The organism is Streptomyces sp. 6N223 (genome assembly GCF_052246635.1).
Taxonomy (GTDB): Bacteria; Actinomycetota; Actinomycetes; order Streptomycetales; family Streptomycetaceae; genus Streptomyces.
Genome location: NZ_JBQQCA010000007.1, coordinates 37,128 through 52,694, shown reverse-complemented (window position 1 = coordinate 52,694; position 15,567 = coordinate 37,128). Strand labels below are relative to the sequence as shown.

General features: G+C 73.5%; 13 protein-coding genes and 1 pseudogene. 2 read left to right on the top strand and 12 right to left on the bottom strand.

Annotated features, from left to right (window positions below; all coding sequences use genetic code 11):
* Nucleotides 1-40: 40 nt before the first annotated feature.
* The 10 genes and pseudogenes from ACTWQH_RS07255 to ccrA form a co-directional block, all read right to left on the bottom strand.
* Nucleotides 41-469 carry a DUF6278 family protein gene (locus ACTWQH_RS07255; RefSeq protein WP_443285522.1) on the bottom strand — a complete coding sequence of 143 codons (429 nt, stop codon included), beginning with the start codon at nt 467-469 and terminating at the stop codon, nt 41-43.
* Between the two features lie 115 nt (nt 470-584).
* Nucleotides 585-1,364, bottom strand: coding sequence for an exodeoxyribonuclease III (locus ACTWQH_RS07250; RefSeq protein ID WP_443285520.1), 780 nt, complete (start codon nt 1,362-1,364; stop codon nt 585-587).
* A gap of 38 nt (nt 1,365-1,402) precedes the next feature.
* Nucleotides 1,403-2,050: an MBL fold metallo-hydrolase gene (locus ACTWQH_RS07245; RefSeq protein ID WP_443285519.1), complete on the bottom strand. Its 648-nt coding sequence runs from the start codon at nt 2,048-2,050 to the stop codon at nt 1,403-1,405.
* Between the two features lie 42 nt (nt 2,051-2,092).
* Nucleotides 2,093-2,914, bottom strand: coding sequence for a CDP-diacylglycerol--serine O-phosphatidyltransferase (pssA, locus tag ACTWQH_RS07240; RefSeq protein ID WP_443285600.1), 822 nt, complete (start codon nt 2,912-2,914; stop codon nt 2,093-2,095).
* An 88-nt stretch (nt 2,915-3,002) separates the two neighbouring features.
* On the bottom strand, nt 3,003-3,650 hold the full coding sequence (locus ACTWQH_RS07235) for a phosphatidylserine decarboxylase (protein WP_443285518.1): 648 nt from the start codon (nt 3,648-3,650) through the stop codon (nt 3,003-3,005).
* Between the two features lie 242 nt (nt 3,651-3,892).
* A complete protein-coding gene (locus ACTWQH_RS07230) occupies nt 3,893-5,137 on the bottom strand; it encodes an acyl-CoA dehydrogenase family protein (RefSeq protein WP_443285517.1) in 1,245 nt (414 codons plus the stop codon).
* A gap of 3 nt (nt 5,138-5,140) precedes the next feature.
* Nucleotides 5,141-5,650 (bottom strand): MaoC family dehydratase, encoded by a 510-nt coding sequence (locus ACTWQH_RS07225; RefSeq protein WP_443285516.1) that lies wholly within the window; start codon nt 5,648-5,650, stop codon nt 5,141-5,143.
* A 45-nt stretch (nt 5,651-5,695) separates the two neighbouring features.
* Nucleotides 5,696-6,673 carry an HpcH/HpaI aldolase/citrate lyase family protein gene (locus tag ACTWQH_RS07220; RefSeq protein WP_443285515.1) on the bottom strand — a complete coding sequence of 326 codons (978 nt, stop codon included), beginning with the start codon at nt 6,671-6,673 and terminating at the stop codon, nt 5,696-5,698.
* Nucleotides 6,670-8,691 (bottom strand): protein meaA, encoded by a 2,022-nt coding sequence (locus ACTWQH_RS07215; protein ID WP_443285514.1) that lies wholly within the window; start codon nt 8,689-8,691, stop codon nt 6,670-6,672. Before ACTWQH_RS07215 ends, ACTWQH_RS07220 begins: the two co-directional genes overlap by 4 nt.
* A gap of 229 nt (nt 8,692-8,920) precedes the next feature.
* Nucleotides 8,921-10,249, bottom strand: a pseudogene (ccrA, locus tag ACTWQH_RS07210) (crotonyl-CoA carboxylase/reductase); the annotation flags it as partial.
* A gap of 272 nt (nt 10,250-10,521) precedes the next feature.
* Between ccrA and ACTWQH_RS07205 the strand changes: the two are divergent.
* Nucleotides 10,522-12,003 (top strand): hypothetical protein, encoded by a 1,482-nt coding sequence (locus ACTWQH_RS07205; protein WP_443285513.1) that lies wholly within the window; start codon nt 10,522-10,524, stop codon nt 12,001-12,003.
* Nucleotides 12,000-12,758, top strand: a complete 759-nt coding sequence (locus tag ACTWQH_RS07200) for a hypothetical protein (RefSeq protein ID WP_443285512.1) — start codon at nt 12,000-12,002, stop codon at nt 12,756-12,758. Before ACTWQH_RS07205 ends, ACTWQH_RS07200 begins: the two co-directional genes overlap by 4 nt.
* Here ACTWQH_RS07200 and ACTWQH_RS07195 read toward each other — a convergent pair.
* Entirely contained in the window at nt 12,755-13,570 is an 816-nt protein-coding gene (locus ACTWQH_RS07195) for a TetR family transcriptional regulator (protein WP_443285511.1), read from the bottom strand. The genes ACTWQH_RS07200 and ACTWQH_RS07195 overlap by 4 nt on opposite strands.
* A gap of 31 nt (nt 13,571-13,601) precedes the next feature.
* Nucleotides 13,602-15,350, bottom strand: a complete 1,749-nt coding sequence (locus tag ACTWQH_RS07190; RefSeq protein ID WP_443285599.1) for a 3-hydroxyacyl-CoA dehydrogenase family protein — start codon at nt 15,348-15,350, stop codon at nt 13,602-13,604.
* Between the last annotated feature and the right edge of the window lie 217 nt (nt 15,351-15,567).

Sequence of the window (15,567 nt, the reverse complement as noted above, 5' to 3'; positions counted from 1 at the left end):
CGCCTGCGGCTGCGGCCACGGCTATGGCTACGGCGTGCGGCTACGGCTCGGAGGCCTCGGCGTAGACCTGGGACAGCTCGGGCGTGCCCGCCTCCGCCCACTCCTGGCCGGCGGTGACCACGTCGATCTCGCGGCCCGAGGCCATCACGACGATCGGATGGCCCTCGGGCCCGGGACCCCAGTGGGCGCCGGGCACGTGGCGCACGATGACCGTGCCCAGGTAGAGGCCCGCGTCGTTGCCGAGCCAGCGGAGCTCCTCGGGGTCGTCCCGCCAGCGGGGGAGCAGCTGGTCGAGGGCCTCGAGGGACTCGGGGGCGTCGTCGCCGAGGTCGACGCCTGCGCTGGTGGCGCGAGCCCGCAGCAGCTCGCACTCGGAGAGAAGCTGCGCCACCCCTTCGGGATCCGGCCACGCCTCGTCGGCCTTGTCGGCTGGGCGCTTGCGCCAGTTGTCCAGGAAAGGGATGTTCATAGCTCACAGGGTGGCATCCCCCACCCACTCCGCACCACCGGCGCGCTGCAACACACGGCAATCTCCGGCAATGTGCCGTTCATGTCGCCGGGTTGTTCACACGACGGTCAGGCGGCTACACATCCAGGTCGATGACGACCGGCGCGTGGTCCGAGGCGCCCTTGCCCTTGCGCTGCTCGCGGTCGACGTAGGCGTCCTTGACGGCCTCGGCGAAGGGCCGGTTGCCGTAGACCAGGTCGATGCGCATGCCCTTGTTCTTGGGGAAGCACAGCTGCCGGTAGTCCCAGTACGTGTAGGGCCGGTCGTACTTCAGCGGGCGCGGCACGACGTCGGACAGGCCCGCGTCGCGCAGCGCGGCGAGGGCCGCCCGCTCCGAGGCGGTCACGTGCGTGGCGCCCTCGAAGAGCGCTATGTCCCACACGTCCTCGTCGGCGGGGGCCACGTTGAAGTCGCCCAGCACGGCGAAGGGAACGCTCCCGGCGGCGTCGGCGGCGACGGTGGCGCGCAGCGCCTCCAGCCAGCGCAGCTTGTAGGCGTAGTGCGCGTGGTCGACGTCGCGGCCGTTGGGCACGTACACCGAGCAGACCCGCACGCCGCCGCAGGTGGCGGTCACCGCGCGCGGCTCGACGACGCCCTCGTACGCCGGGGCGTCGTCGAGGCCCGTCGACTCCCGCTCGAGGCCGACGCGGGAGAGCACGGCGACCCCGTTCCACCGGCCGGCGGCGTGCACGGCCGCCTCGTACCCCCGCTCGCGCAGCGCCTCGGCCGGGAAGGCCTCGGGCGGGCACTTGAGCTCCTGGAGGCAGAGCACGTCGGTGCCGCTGCTCTCCAGCCAGGCCAGCAGACGGTCGAGCCGGACCGTGATCGAGTTGATGTTCCATGTGGCGACGCGCATGAGGATTCCCAAGTCTTGGACAGCGGCCGTGGACGGCCTCAGAGGGCGGCGGACTCGCCCGGGGCCAGCCTCGCATAGTCCGCGCCGCCGAGCCCCGGCCCCTGCGGGCCGAGGTTGCGGCCGTAGACCGCGAGCCCGGCGTCGGAGAGCAGGCCGTCGTGGATGGCCAGGGCCCGCTCGGGCGCGAGCCGGCGGACGTAGTCCAGGATCTCGGAGAACTTGTTCCACGGGGCGTGGACCGGCAGCAGCAGGGTCCGCACCGGGCGGCCGGGGTCGGTCAGGGCGTCCCCGGGGTGGAAGAGGGCCCCGTCGTCCACGGCGTATCCGACGTTGGTGATGCGGGGGAGGTCGGGGTGGATGACGGCGTGGAGCTGGCCGTGGACCTCGACGTCGAAGCCCGCCGCGCGGAAGGTGTCGCCCTCGCCGACCTCGTGGACCCGGCCCGGGTAGGCGGGCGCCAGCCGCTCGGCGACGCTGCGCAGCGTCCACAGCTCGGTGGCGGCATCGGCGTCGAGGGCGGCACGCAGCCGCCCCTCGTCGAAGTGGTCCGGGTGCTCGTGCGTGACGAGCACCGCCTCGGCGCCGAGCGCCGCGTCCTCCTCGCTGAAGCCGCCGGGGTCGATGACGAGGGTCCGCCCCTCCTTCGTGAGCCGGACGCAGGAGTGGCCCTTCTTCGTGATCTCCATGCGGGCCATTCTGCTACGCGCCACCGACAGCGGCGCCGCCCGCTACACCCGCGTCGTGCCCGCCCGCGCCTCGCGGCGGTGGTCGCGGAAGGCGTTGACCCGGCGGGCGGTGGCGAAGAGGGGGATCACCGCGCCGAGCACGAGCTGGAGCGAGCAGCCGGTCTGCAGCAGCAGCTCGCCGCCGGGCGCGTCGAATGCCCAGGCCGCCAGCAGCGCCATGCTCAGCAGGATCCAGCACAGCATCGCCCCGGCGAGCGGGCCGCGGGGCTTGGGGTACTCCACGCGGCTCACCATCAGCCACGCCACCCCGATGATCGCCATCAGCGTCGGCGTGAAGGGGAGCTGGAGCAGCACGATCGAGACCACCGTCAGCGCCCCGAAGGGGCTCGGCATGCCCTGGAAGACGCCGTCCGGCGTGACCACGCAGGAGAACCTCGCCAGCCGCAGCACGACGGCCAGCAGCACGGTGATCGCGGCGAGCGCGGAAAGCGGCTCGTGCACGTCGCCCACGACCATGCCCCACACCAGGACGAAGTACGCCGGCGCCAGGCCGAAGCTGATCAGGTCCGAGAGGTTGTCCAGCTCGGCGCCCATGGCGGAGCTGCGCAGCTTGCGGGCGACCAGCCCGTCGAAGAGGTCGAAGACCGAGGCCAGCAGCATCAGCAGCACGGCGGTCGCGGCGTTGTTGCGCACCACACCGGCGTCGCCGCTGTGCGTCAGGTGCGGGATGAGCACGCCGGTGGTGGTGAAGTACACGGCGAGGAAGCCGCAGGTGGCGTTGGACAGCGTGAGCGTGTCCGCTATCGACAGCCGCGTCGAGAGCGGCATGTCGTCGTCCTCGTCGATCTCTCCGATCTCCCGCATGGCCGTCACGCCGCCGACCGGGCCGACGGCGCCCACGGCGCCCATCGAGCCGAAGTCGGCGACGTCGTCGTCCAGGCCGAACTCGCTCTCAGTCGCGGTCAAGACGCGTCACCCCCGCGGTGGTGCGCGCGCCGACCTCCACGGCCGGCTCGATGCCCTGCGGCAGGTAGACGTCGACGCGGGAACCGAAGCGGATCAGCCCGACCCGCTCCCCCTGCTCGACCTTGGTCCCCTCCGGCACGTACGGCACGATGCGGCGCGCCACGGCGCCCGCGATCTGCACCATCTCCAGCTCGCCGAGCTCGCACGCCAGCCGCCAGACCACGCGCTCGTTGTTCTCGCTCTCCTTGTCGAACGCCGGGACGAAGCCGCCCGGGATGTGCTCGACGGAGGTGACCGTGCCCGCCACGGGGGCGCGGTTGACGTGGACGTTGAGCGGGCTCATGAAGATCGCCACCCGCGTCCGTCCGTCCTGCCAGGGCGTGATGCTCTGCACCACGCCGTCGGCCGGGGAGATCACCCGGCCGGTGCCGATCTCCCGCTCGGGGTCGCGGAAGAACCACAGCATGGCCGCGGCGAGGGCGGTGGTGGGGACGGCGGCCGCGGCCCAGCGCCCGGAGCGGCGGGAGCGCGCCAGGCTGACGGCGGCGGCCGCCACGGTCGGCAGCAGCCACGGCGAGGCGCCGCGAGCCAGCCGCACCCGGCCGCCGGGTAGGGGGGATGAGCGGTGGGGCATGGGAGACCTTCGTTGCGGGGAAACCGCACCTTACGAAGCGGGGCGGCTACCGGAATGCTATAGGTGCGCCACGGCAACTGGGCAAGCCAGCGGGCCGGTCACGGTCACATCTCCCGCCCCTTTCTCCCCATCGCCGTGACCTGACCGGCGGCCGCGCCACCCGCCCGACACGGGGGCGACAAAGCCCGCAGCAGGCGGTGATAGGCGGATATTCGACGGCGGAGCATATAGGGAAATAGTGGTCATGCTGCCCGGTGTTCGGCGCGGCCCGCGCCCGTGGCCCGGTACTCCTCCAGCAGACGGCGCCCGATGATCATTTTCTGGATCTCGGCGGTGCCCTCCCCGATGAGGAGCATGGGCGCCTCCCGGTAGAGCCGCTCGATCTCGTACTCCTGGGAGAAGCCGTAGCCGCCGTGGATGCGGAAGGCGTGCTCCACGACCTCCTTGCAGAACTCCGCCGCCAGGTACTTGGCCATGCCCGCCTCCAGGTCGCCCCGGCCGCCCGCGTCCTTGGCCCGGGCCGCCCGGACGGTCAGTGCGTGCGCGGCCTCGACCCGGGTGGCCATCTCGGCCAGCCGGAACTGGATCGCCTGGTGCCCGGCGATCGGCCGCCCGAAGGCGCGGCGTTCCTGGGCGTAGGCGATGGCCAGCTCGAAGGCGCGCAGCGCGACGCCGCAGCCACGGGCGGCCACGTTGACGCGACCGACCTCGACGCCGTCCATCATCTGGTAGAAGCCGCGGCCGATCCCGGCCTCGCCGCCGAGGACGCGGTCGGCCGGTATCCGCAGGCCGTCCATGACGAGCTCGGTGGTGTCCACGCCCTTGTAGCCCATCTTCCGGATCGTGCCGGGAATGGTGAGCCCGGGCATGACCTCGCCGAAGCCGGGCTCCTTCTCGACGAGGAACGCCGTGAGCGCCCGGTGTCCGCCGGCGCTGTCGCCGGTGCGGCAGAGCACGGCGACGAGGCTGGCGGTGCCGCCGTTGGTGACCCACATCTTCTGGCCGGTGAGCAGGAACGCGTCTGACCCGTCCCGCGCGCGCACCGCCCGGGCGGCGATGGCCGCCACGTCCGAGCCCAGGCCGGGCTCGGACATCGAGAAGGCGCCGCGCACCTCGCCGGCCGCCATGCGCGGCAGGAGGTGCGCGCGCTGCTCCGGCGTGCCGTGGTGCTGGACGAGGTGGGCGACGATGAAGTGGGTGTTGATGATCCCCGAGACGCTCATCCAGCCGCGCGCGATCTCCTCCACGCACAGGGCGTAGGTGAGCAGCGACTCGCCCAGGCCCCCGTACTCCTCCGGGATGGTCAGCCCGAACAGGCCGAGGTCCTTCAGGCCCGCGACGATCTCGCCGGGGTACTCGTCCCGGTGCTCCAGGTCGCTGGCCACCGGGATGATCTCCTTGTCGACAAAGCTCCGCACGGTGGCGAGGATCTCCCGCTGCACGTCGGTGAGCCCCTCGGTCCGGGCCAGTCGGCGGTCGCTGCCCATGCGTCACACCCCCTCACGCGGCTCGGGGCGGCCGGGCTGCGCGCCGCCGTGCTCCGCCAGGTACCGCTCGGTCGGCACCATGACGCTGCGCCTGAAGACGCAGACCAGGGTGCCGTCCTGCTTGTGGCCCCGGGTCTCCACCGAGACCACGCCCCGGTCGGGCCGGGAGCGCGAGGGCGTCGTGGACAGGACGGTGGTCTCGCCGTAGAGGGTGTCGCCGTGGAAGACCGGGGCGATATGCCGGAGCGAGGAGACCTCCAGGTTGGCGATGGCCCGCCCCGAGACGTCGGGGACGGACATGCCGAGCAGGAGGGAGTAGACGTAGTTGCCGACGACCACGTTGCGGCCGAAGTCGGCGGTGTGCTCGGCGTAGTTGGCGTCGAGGTGCAGCGGGTGGTGGTTCATGGTCAGCAGGCAGAACAGGTGGTCGTCGGACTCGGTGACCGTCTTGCCCGGCCAGTGCCGGTAGACGTCACCGACGGCGAACTCCTCGAAGACGCGGCCGAATCTCATGGGCTGTCCTCCGGCGAAACGGTGGGTATGGCGCGCTCGTGAAGCTCACGACGCCGGGGGCTGGAAGGCGGACGTGCGGCTCAGGCCCGCCGCGCGGCCCTTCGCGGCGACGACCAGGGCCATCTTGCGGCTGGCCTCGTCGATCATCTCGTCACCGAGCATCGCGGCGCCGCGCGCGCCGCCCTCGGCGGAGGTGGTGTGGGCGTAGGCGTCCAGGATCAGCTCGGCGTGGTCGTAGTCCTCCTGCGAGGGCGAGAAGATCTCGTTCGCGGCCGCGATCTGGTCCGGGTGCAACACCCACTTGCCGTCGAAGCCGAGCGCCGCCGAGCGGAGTGCCACCTCGCGGAAGCCGTCGGCGTTGCGGATCTGGAGGTAGGGGCCGTCGATGGCCTGGAGGTCGTGGGCGCGGGCCGCCATCAGGATCCGCATCAGGATGTAGTGGTAGGCGTCGGCCGGATATCCCGGCGGCTGCTCGCCGACGACCAGGGACTTCATGTTGATGGAGGCCATGAAGTCGGCCGGCCCGAAGACGATCGTCTCCAGGCGGGGCGAGGCCGCGGCGATCTCATCGACGTTCACCAGGCCGCGGGCGTTCTCGATCTGCGCCTCGATGCCGATGCGGCCCACCGGCAGGCCCATGGTCTTCTCGATCTGGGTCAGCAGCAGGTCCAGTGCCCGCACCTGCGCCGCGTCCTGCACCTTGGGCAGCATCAGGCAGTCCAGGCTGGCGCCGGCGCCCTCGACCACGGTGACGACGTCCCGGTAGGTCCAGTGTGTGGTCCAGTCGTTCACCCGCACCACCCGCGTTGTGCCGCCCCACTCGCCCTCGTTGAGCGCCTTGACGATGGCGTGCCGCGCGCCCTCCTTCGCGAGCGGGGCGCAGGCGTCCTCCAGGTCGAGGAAGACCATGTCGGCCTCGAGACCCTGGGCCTTGGCGAGGAAGCGCTCGCTGCTGCCCGGCACGGCCAGGCAGGAGCGGCGCGGGCGCTGGGGGCGCTGCGGGAGGGGAGCGTGCTCGGTCATGAGGGGACCTCCGGGGGGTCGAGCCTGTGGGCGGCGCGGATCTCGTCGAGGACGCGGCCGATGATGTCCGTGATACCGAAGTCTTTCGCGGTGAACACCGCAGCCACCCCGCCCGCCCGCAGCGCGGCGGCGTCCGCGGCCGGGATGATGCCGCCGACGACGACGGGGATCTCGCCGGCGCCGTCCGCGCGCAGCCGTCGCAGCACCTCCGGCACCAGGCGGGCGTGGGAGCCGGAGAGGATGGACAGACCCACGCAGTGCACGTCCTCGGCGAGCGCGGCCGTGGCGATCTGCTCGGGCGTCAGCCGGATGCCCTGGTAGATCACCTCGAAACCGGCGTCGCGGGCGCGCAGCGCGATCTGCTCGGCGCCGTTGCTGTGCCCGTCCAGTCCCGGCTTGCCGACCAGCAGCCGCAGCCGGCCCGCGCCGAGCTCGCGGGCGGTGGCGGCGACGTCGCGGCGCAGCCCTACCAGCGCCGTCAGCGCCGGGCCGGGCGCGGCGACCGGGGACGGCACCGGGGCGCCGCCGACGCCGGTGGGCGCCCGGTACTCGCCGAAGACCTCCCTGAGGGCCCCGGCCCACTCGCCCGTGGTGACCCCGGCGCGGGCGCAGGCGAGGGACACGGGCATGAGGTTGCCGTCGCCCTCCGCCGTACGCCGCAGGCCGGCCAGCGCGACCCGCGCGGCGGCCCCGTCCCGGCCCCCGCGCCAGCGGTCCAGCTCCTCGATCACCCGCGCCTCGGCGCCGGGGTCGACGGTGAGGGTCGCGGCCTTCTGCCCGGCGGTCAGCGGGCTCGGCTCGGTCGCGGTGTGGCAGTTGACGCCGACGACGCGCTCGTCGCCCGCCTCGATGCGCGCGCGCCGCCGGGCGTGGGCGGCGACCAGCTCGGACTTCAGGTAGCCGGACTCGACGGCCGCGAGCGCCCCGCCCATGCCGAGGACGCGGTCGATCTCGGCGAGGGCGTCGGCGGCCATCGCCCCGGTGACCTCCTCGACGACCCGGCTGCCGGCGAACAGATCCTCGTGCTCCAGCAGGTCGCTCTCCTCGGCCAGCACCTGCTGGACGCGCAGCGACCACTGCTGGTCCCAGGGGCGCGGCAGGCCCAGCGCCTCGTTCCAGGCGGGCAGCTGCACGGCGCGGGCGCGGGCGTCCTTCGACAGCGTGACGCCGAGCATCTCCAGCACGATGCGCTGCACGTTGTTCTCCGGCTGGGCCTCGGTCAGGCCCAGGGAGTTGACCTGCACGCCGTAGCGGAAGCGGCGCTGGCGCGGGTCGGCGACGCCGTAGCGCTCGCGCGTGATGCGGTCCCAGACCCGGGCGAACGCCCGCATCTTGCACATCTCCTCGACGAAGCGGACGCCGGCGTTGACGAAGAAGGAGAAGCGGCCGACGACCTCGCCGAGGCGGTCGGCGGGGACCTCGCCCGAGGCGCGGACGGCGTCGAGAACGGCGATCGCGTTGACCATGGCGTAGGCGATCTCCTGCACGGGCGTGGCGCCCGCCTCCTGGAGGTGGTAGCCGCAGATGTTGACCGGGTTGAAGCGGGGGAGGTGGTGGACGGCGTGCGCGATCAGGTCGGTGGTGAGGCGGAGGGACGGGCCGGGCGGGAAGACGTGGGTGCCGCGGGAGAGGTACTCCTTGACGATGTCGTTCTGCGTGGTGCCGCGGAGCGCGGCGGGGTCGGCGCCCTGCTCCTCGGCGGCGGTCTGGTAGAGGGCGAGCAGCCACATGGCGGTGGCGTTGATGGTCATGGAGGTGTTGGAGCGGGCGAGCGGGATGCCGTCGAACAGCCGCCGCATGTCGCCGAGGTGGGCGACGGGCACGCCGACGCGGCCGACCTCGCCGCGGGCGAGGGGGTGGTCGGGGTCGTAGCCGGTCTGGGTCGGCAGGTCGAAGGCGACGGACAGGCCGGTCTGGCCCTTGGCGAGGTTGCGCCGGTAGAGCGCGTTGGAGTCCTCGGCGGTGGAGTGGCCGGCGTACGTGCGCATGAGCCAGGGGTGGTCGCGCCTCGGGGGCATGTCACGCGCTCCTGTGGTCGCGCGCCGAGGGGTCTTCCCCCACCCCGCCCCTTCCCGTGACCAAGGGGGCTCGGCCCCCCTGGACCCCCCGGTGGAGGGCCGGGGGCCCATCAAGGGCTTCGCCCTCGGGGCCCCGCCCGGGGCCGGACCCCGCTTCCGGGCGTTTCACGTCCCCGGGGGTCCAGGGGCCGGAGCCCTCCGGTGGGCCCTGGGGGGCAGCCCCGGCCTCGCGAAACCGGTTGATGGCGGCCAGGTGAACCTCGCGCAGCGAGGCGTCGCGGACGCCGAGGCCCTCGTGCGGGGCGAGGGCGAGGATGCCGACCTTGCCCTGGTGGCGGTTGTGGTGGACCTCGTACGCGGCCCGGCCTGTCTCCTCCAGCGGGTAGGTCCTCGACAGCGTGGGGTGGATGCGGCCCTTGGCGACGAGGCGGTTGGCCTCCCACGCCTCGCGGTAGTTCGCGAAGTGGGAGCCGATGATCCGCTTCAGGCTCATCCACAGGTAGCGGTTGTCGTAGGCGTGCTGGTAGCCGGAGGTCGAGGCGCAGGTGACGATGGTGCCGCCGCGGCGGGTGACGTAGACGCTGGCGCCGAAGGTCTCGCGGCCGGGGTGCTCGACGACGATGTCGACGTCCTCGCCGCCGGTCAGTTCGCGGATGCGGGAGCCGAAGCGCCGCCACTCGCGGGGGTCCTGGGTGTGGTCGTCCCGCCAGAAGCGGTAGTCCTCGGCGCTCCGGTCGATGACGGCCTCGGCGCCCATGCGGCGGCAGATCTCCGCCTTCGCCGGGCTGGAGACGACGCACACGGGCGTGGCGCCGCCCGCGAGCGCGAGCTGGGTGGCGTAGGAGCCGAGACCGCCGCCGGCGCCCCAGATCAGCACGCTGTCGCCCTGCTTCATGGCGGCGCCGTTGCGGGAGACGAGCTGCCGGTAGGCGGTGGAGTTGACCAGGCCGGGGACGGCGGCCTCCTCCCAGCTCAGGTGGCGGGGCTTGGGCATGAGCTGGTTGGCCTTGACCAGGGAGAGCTCGGCGAGGCCGCCGAAGTTGGTCTCGTAGCCCCAGATGCGCTGCTCGGGGTCGAGCATCGTGTCGTCGTGGCCGTCGGCCGCCTCCAGCTCCACCGACAGGCAGTGCGCTACCACCTCGTCGCCGGGGAGCCAGGCGGTGACGCCCGGGCCGGTGCGCAGCACGACCCCGGCGAGGTCGGAGCCGATGACGTGGTAGGGCAGGTCGTGGCGGGCGGCCAGCGGCGAGCGCCTGCCGTAGCGCTCCAGGAAGGCGAAGGTGGGCACGGGCTCGAAGAGCGCGCTCCACACGGAGTTGTAGTTGACCGAGCTGGCCATGACGGCGACGAGCGCCTCGCCGGGGCCGACGTCCGGCACCGGGACCTCGTCCAGGTGCAGCGAGGCGCGCGGGTCCCTGGCCTCGCCGGGCAGGCCGTGGAACATCCCGGCCTCGTCCTTGTGCACGGTGACGGCGCGGTAGGACTCCGGCAGCGGCAGCGCGCCGAACTCGGCGGAGTCCGCGTCCCCGGCGAGGATCGCGCTGGTGATCTCCTTCATGTGGTGCCTCCGAACGCACGAGGGGACGGCAGACGCCGTCGGTCCGGGGCGGTTACGTGTGACGCGGTCGTCCGGGCGGCACGCGGGTGCGTCGGGACAGCGCCCGGAACGGCCACCACGCTATGGCACGGTGTGCCGCCAAGCAAGGCACCCGGTGTCAACAATTGCGCTCTCTTGTCGTCGCCACCGCACAGATGAGCGCACGAGTTTATTGTGTGAATCTGTGAAAAATTACACAGCGCCGTCCCGCCGCCGCCGTTTCAATGCCGGGTATGGAGCCTTCGACACCCACCGGCCGCCACGACGCCACGCGGTACCTGTGCGTGGCCGCGCAGATCGACCCCCAGTTCAACGCCACGCTGCTCAAGGTGATGAGCGAGCGCCGCCGCGCCATCGCCTCCTCCCCCGAGGTCGACCTCGTCACGGTACTCAAGTACGGGCTGGCCGCCCGGCGTCGGCAGCTCGGGCGCGACGCGTGCCTGGCCGCGATCCTCCTGCTGTTCCTCCTGCTCCTGCCCTCGCTGGGCGTCGTCGCCCTCCTCTGGGGCGCGGTGCTGGGATGGCTGGTGGTCTACGGCGAGAAGCTGTGGACCTTCTACCGCGTCCTCGCCCCCGGCCTGCGCCGGGACGTCTTCGACCCCGCGCGGGCTCCCGCGCCGAACGCCCGCGCGGACGCCGCCCGGCTGACGGAGATCCGCGGCCAGACGCGGGGCAACCTGACCGTCTTCCCGCTGTACCGGCCCTTCGTCGGCTACGGCGGCACCATCCGGGCCTGGTCGCTCACCCTGAACGTCGCCACGCCGGGGGAGGGCAGGACGGTCGAGCCCTTCACCGTCCACGAGCTGTACGCCCACATGGCCACGGCGGCGGGAGAGATCGGCCTGCCCGGCACGGCGGTGGAGAACCGGCTCTTCGTGAACGGCAACGACCTGCTGCACCAGCTCGAACCCGCGCACGTGCGCGACGCCGTCCTGCCGGACCGGTTCGCCGCCCCGGCGCCCGGCGTCCCGGACGGCGTGCTCAGCTGGCTGCGCGACAACCCCCACCAGCGCACCCGCCCCTACCTCGTCGTCCGCCTCCCCGGCTGGCACGGCGAACTCGTCGTCACGCTCTTCCTCCGCTTCACGCTGCTGCCGCGCCGCGACCTGCTGCACGTGGAGGCCAGCGCCTCGCTGCTGGCTCCCGTCCGCGAGCGCTACCGCGTGGTGGACCGGCTGCTCGGGCAGCCCACCCCTCGGCAGATCCTGCGGCTCGCCCCGGGCCCGGCGGCGACGCTGGGGGGCATGGTCTCCAGCGTGCCGCGCCTGCTGGCGGCCGCGTTCGAGCCGCTGGCGGAGAACTCCAAGCGGCGCGAGGAGGAGCGCGCGATCAAGGACCGCACCTTCAACTACGGGGCGTCCGTCACCCCCCGCGAGGCGGCGAGCGACAACCTGTACTACCGGTACTTCCAGGAGCAGGATGTCGAGATGTACGACGGGCTGATCGAGCGGCGGATCTGGGACGCGCTGGTGGACTTCCTGGACGAGCACGGGGTCGACGTCAGCGAGCTGAAGGAGCGGCGGACCACCATCCTCAACAACGGCGTGTACATCACGGGGCAGGGCTCCCTCACGGCGCGGAGCGTCGCGGCGGGCACGGGCGCCCGCTCGGTGGCCATGAACTCCGTCAACCGGCTCGCCGGGCGCGTCGGCGGGGCGGGCGGTGGCCCGGGCGGTGGCACGGGCGGGACCACGAGCGGAGGCGGGCGGAGTTGAGCGGGAAACGCGATCCCATCGGCGAGAACAACGGCATCGTCATCAGCGGCGGCCGGGTCGACGCGGGCGCGATGGCGGCGGGGGAGAACGCCGTCGCCTACAGCGTCACCGGCGGAGCCGAGGGCCCGGACCGGCCGGTGGGCGGCCCGGGCGGCCCGGGGGGCGTTCCCGGCCGCCCGGACGGCGCCGCCGCCGTCCACCGCACGATCATGGTGGTGGACGTGGCCGGATTCAGCGACCCCGGACGCACCGACGCCCACCAGCTCGCCGTGCGGGAGGGCCTGTACCGCGTGCTGAGGCGGGCGTTCGACGCGGCCGGCCTCGCCTGGGACGACTGCTACACCGAGGACAGCGGCGACGGCGTGCTGCTGCTGGCGCCGCCCGAGGCGCCCAAGAGCCGCTTCGTGGAGTCCCTGCCGCAGGCGCTCGCCGCCGGGCTGCGGGAGCACAACGCCGTCCACGACGCGAGGGCGCGGATCCGCCTGCGGATGGCGCTGCACGCCGGGGAGGTCCGGCACGACCGGCAGGGCGTCGCCGGGCAGGCCGTCATCCGGGCCTGCCGGCTGGTCGACGCCGGCGTGCTGCGGTCCGCGCTCGCCGCCTCGCCCGGCGTCCTGGTCCTGATCGTGTCGCACCCCTTCTTCGACGAGGTGGTGCGGCACAGCGCCGCGGCCGACCCCGGCGCGTACCGCCAGGTCGAGGTGAGCGTGAAGGAGACCCGCGCCACGGCGTGGATCCGGGAGGCGGGGGGCTAGGGCCTGTCCGTGAGCGCTTCCTTGATGGTGCGCATGACCTCGCTCAGCGGCGCGTCGGTGCGGGCCACCGCCACCAGCACGTCGCCCTGCGCCGAGGTGACGACGGGCGGCGCCGTCGCCGGGGCCGCGGCAGGGACGGCGGCGACCTGGGGCGCGCCCCTCCTGGCCAGCGCCGGTACCGTCGCGAAGGTGTGACGCACGATCTCGAAGGCGTGGTCCAGCTCCGCCTCCACGTCCCCCTGCCCGTCGCGCCGCAGCCAGCGCCGCAGCACGTGGTTGTGGGCGGTCACCACGGCCGAGGCGGCGACCTCCGCCAGCAGCGGCTCGTCCCCGTTGTGGGAGTCCTCGTCGAAGCGCGCCAGCAGGTAGCGCGTGAACAGCCGCTCGTAGCGGGCGACCGAGGCGATCTCCCGCTCCCGCAACGCCGGCACCTCGCGCGTCAGCTTGTACCGCTCCACGGAGACCGCCGGGGCGGCGGCGTACATCTTCATGACCTCCTTGATGCCCCGGCAGACGGTGTCGATCGGGTTCTCGTGCGCGGGCGCGGCCTCCAGCACCGCCTCGGCGCGCACCAGCGTGTCGTCGTGGTCGGGGAAGATCGCCTCCTCCTTGGAGCGGAAGTGGCGGAAGAAGGTCCGCCGGGCCACCCCGGCCGCGGCGGCGATGTCGTCGACCGTGGTGGCCGCGTACCCGCGCGTGGCGAACAGCTCCATCGCGGCCGCGGCGAGCTGGCGGCGCATCTTCAGGCGCTGGGTGGAGGTCTGCGGGCGGGCGGTCTTCACGGGCTGGGCCATGCAGGGAACGTACTCCATGCCTCACACGGCCCGCTCGGGCTTTGTGCGGTCACGGCGTCGGGGCGCCGGCGTAGGCGTGGAAGCCCTGACCGGTCTTGCGGCCCAGGCAACCGGCGCGGACGAGCTGCCGCAGCAGCGGCGCCGGGGCGAGGGAGGGCTCGCCGAACTCGCGGTGGAGCGCCTCCTCGATGGCCAGCGAGACGTCCAGGCCGACGACGTCGAGCAACTCGAAGGGGCCCATCGGGTAGCCGCCGCCCAGCCGCATCGCGGTGTCGACGGCCTCCGGCGAAGCGTAGTGCTCCTCCACGAGCCTCACCGCGCTGTTGAGGCAGGGGAAGAGCAGCGCGTTGACGATGAAGCCGGCGCGGTCGCGGCAGTCCACCGGGTGCTTGCCGATGGCGGCGCAGACGGTGCGGACGGTGGCGTGGGCGGCGTCGCCGGTCAGCACGGTGCGCACCACCTCCACCAGCCGCATCGCCGGGGCCGGGTTGAAGAAGTGCATGCCGATCACGTCCTGCGGGCGTTCGGTGGCGCGGGCGCAGGCGATCACCGGGAGCGAGGAGGTGGTGGTCGCCAGCACCGCGCCGGGGGCGCAGACGGCGTCCAGGGTGGCGAAGACGCCCCGCTTGACGGGGAGTTCCTCGGCCACCGCCTCGATCACCAGCTCGGCCGGGGCCAGCTCGTCGAGGGATGCGGCGGGCGCCAGCCGCGCCAGCGCCGCCTCGCGCTCGGGGCCGGTGAGCCGGCCCTTGGCGACGGCTCGGCTCAGCGACGCGGCGATCCAGTCGAGGGCGGCGTTCGCCTTGGCGGCGCCGCGGGCCACGAGCACCACCCGGTAGCCGGCGGTGGCCATGACCTGGGCGATGCCGGTCGCCATGGTGCCGGAGCCGGCGACGCCGACCATGGCGACCGGGCGCGGGCTCACGCCCGTGGGCCGCTCGCGGGCGGGGGTGAGGCGGTCGGGCACGACGCGGGCGGCGTACGGGCGTTCGTAGGTGTAGAAGCCGCGCCCGGCCTTGCGGCCGGTCATCCCGGCCTCGGCGAGCTGGCCGAGCATGGGCGCGGGGGCGTGCAGCCGGTCGCCGGAGCGCTGGTGGAGCGCCGCCAGTACGGTACGGGCGACGTCGACGCCGATCAGGTCGAGCAACGCCAGCGGGCCCATCGGCAGCCCGCAGCCCAGCCGCATGGCGTCGTCGATGTCCTCGCGGCTGGCGTAGCGCGACTCGAACATGGCCGCCGCCTGGTTGAGGTAGCCGAACAGCAGCCCGTCGGCCAGCAGGCCCGGGCGGTCCCCGGCGGGCAGCGGCTCCTTGCCCAGCTCGCGGGCCAGGGCCGTGACGGCGGCGACCGCCCCGGGGGAGGTGAGCGCCGGGGCGACCACCTCCACCAGGCGCATCGCCGGGGCCGGGTGGAAGAAGTGCAGGCCCAGCACGCGGCCGGGGCGGGCGGTCTCGGTCGCCAGCCGCGTCACGGGCAGCGCGTTGGTGCCCGTGGCGAGGATGGCCTCCGGGCCGACGACGTCGTCGAGCGCGCCGAGGACGGCGGCCTTGAGGGCGTAGTCCTCGGGGACCACCTCGATGACGAGGTCGGCGGGCGCGGCCGCCTTGAGCGAGTCCGAGACCCGGAAGCGGGCGAGCAGGTCGCGCCGCTGGTGGCTTGTGATCAGGCGCCGGTCCACCGAGCGCTGGGTGGTGGCCTCCAGTGCGGCCACGGCGCGCCGTGCGGCGGGGCCGCTGGTCTCGACGCCGACGACCTCGCGGCCGGAGCGGACGAGCACCTCGGCGATGCCGGTGCCCATGGTGCCGAGGCCCACGACGGCGACGGTGGGCAGCAGGAGGGAGGGGGCTGAGGCTGGCTGGTGCAACGCGGGCTCCAGGGAGACGGCCGTGCGGGGGCACGGCCTCTAGTCCGCGGCGGGCCCTGTCCCGGGGCCCGCCGTGCCGACGCTGCGTCAGTAACCGCCTGAGCGGAGGTCCGCTCTCATGAGCAGATTAACTGGGCGGTAACGTCTTGGC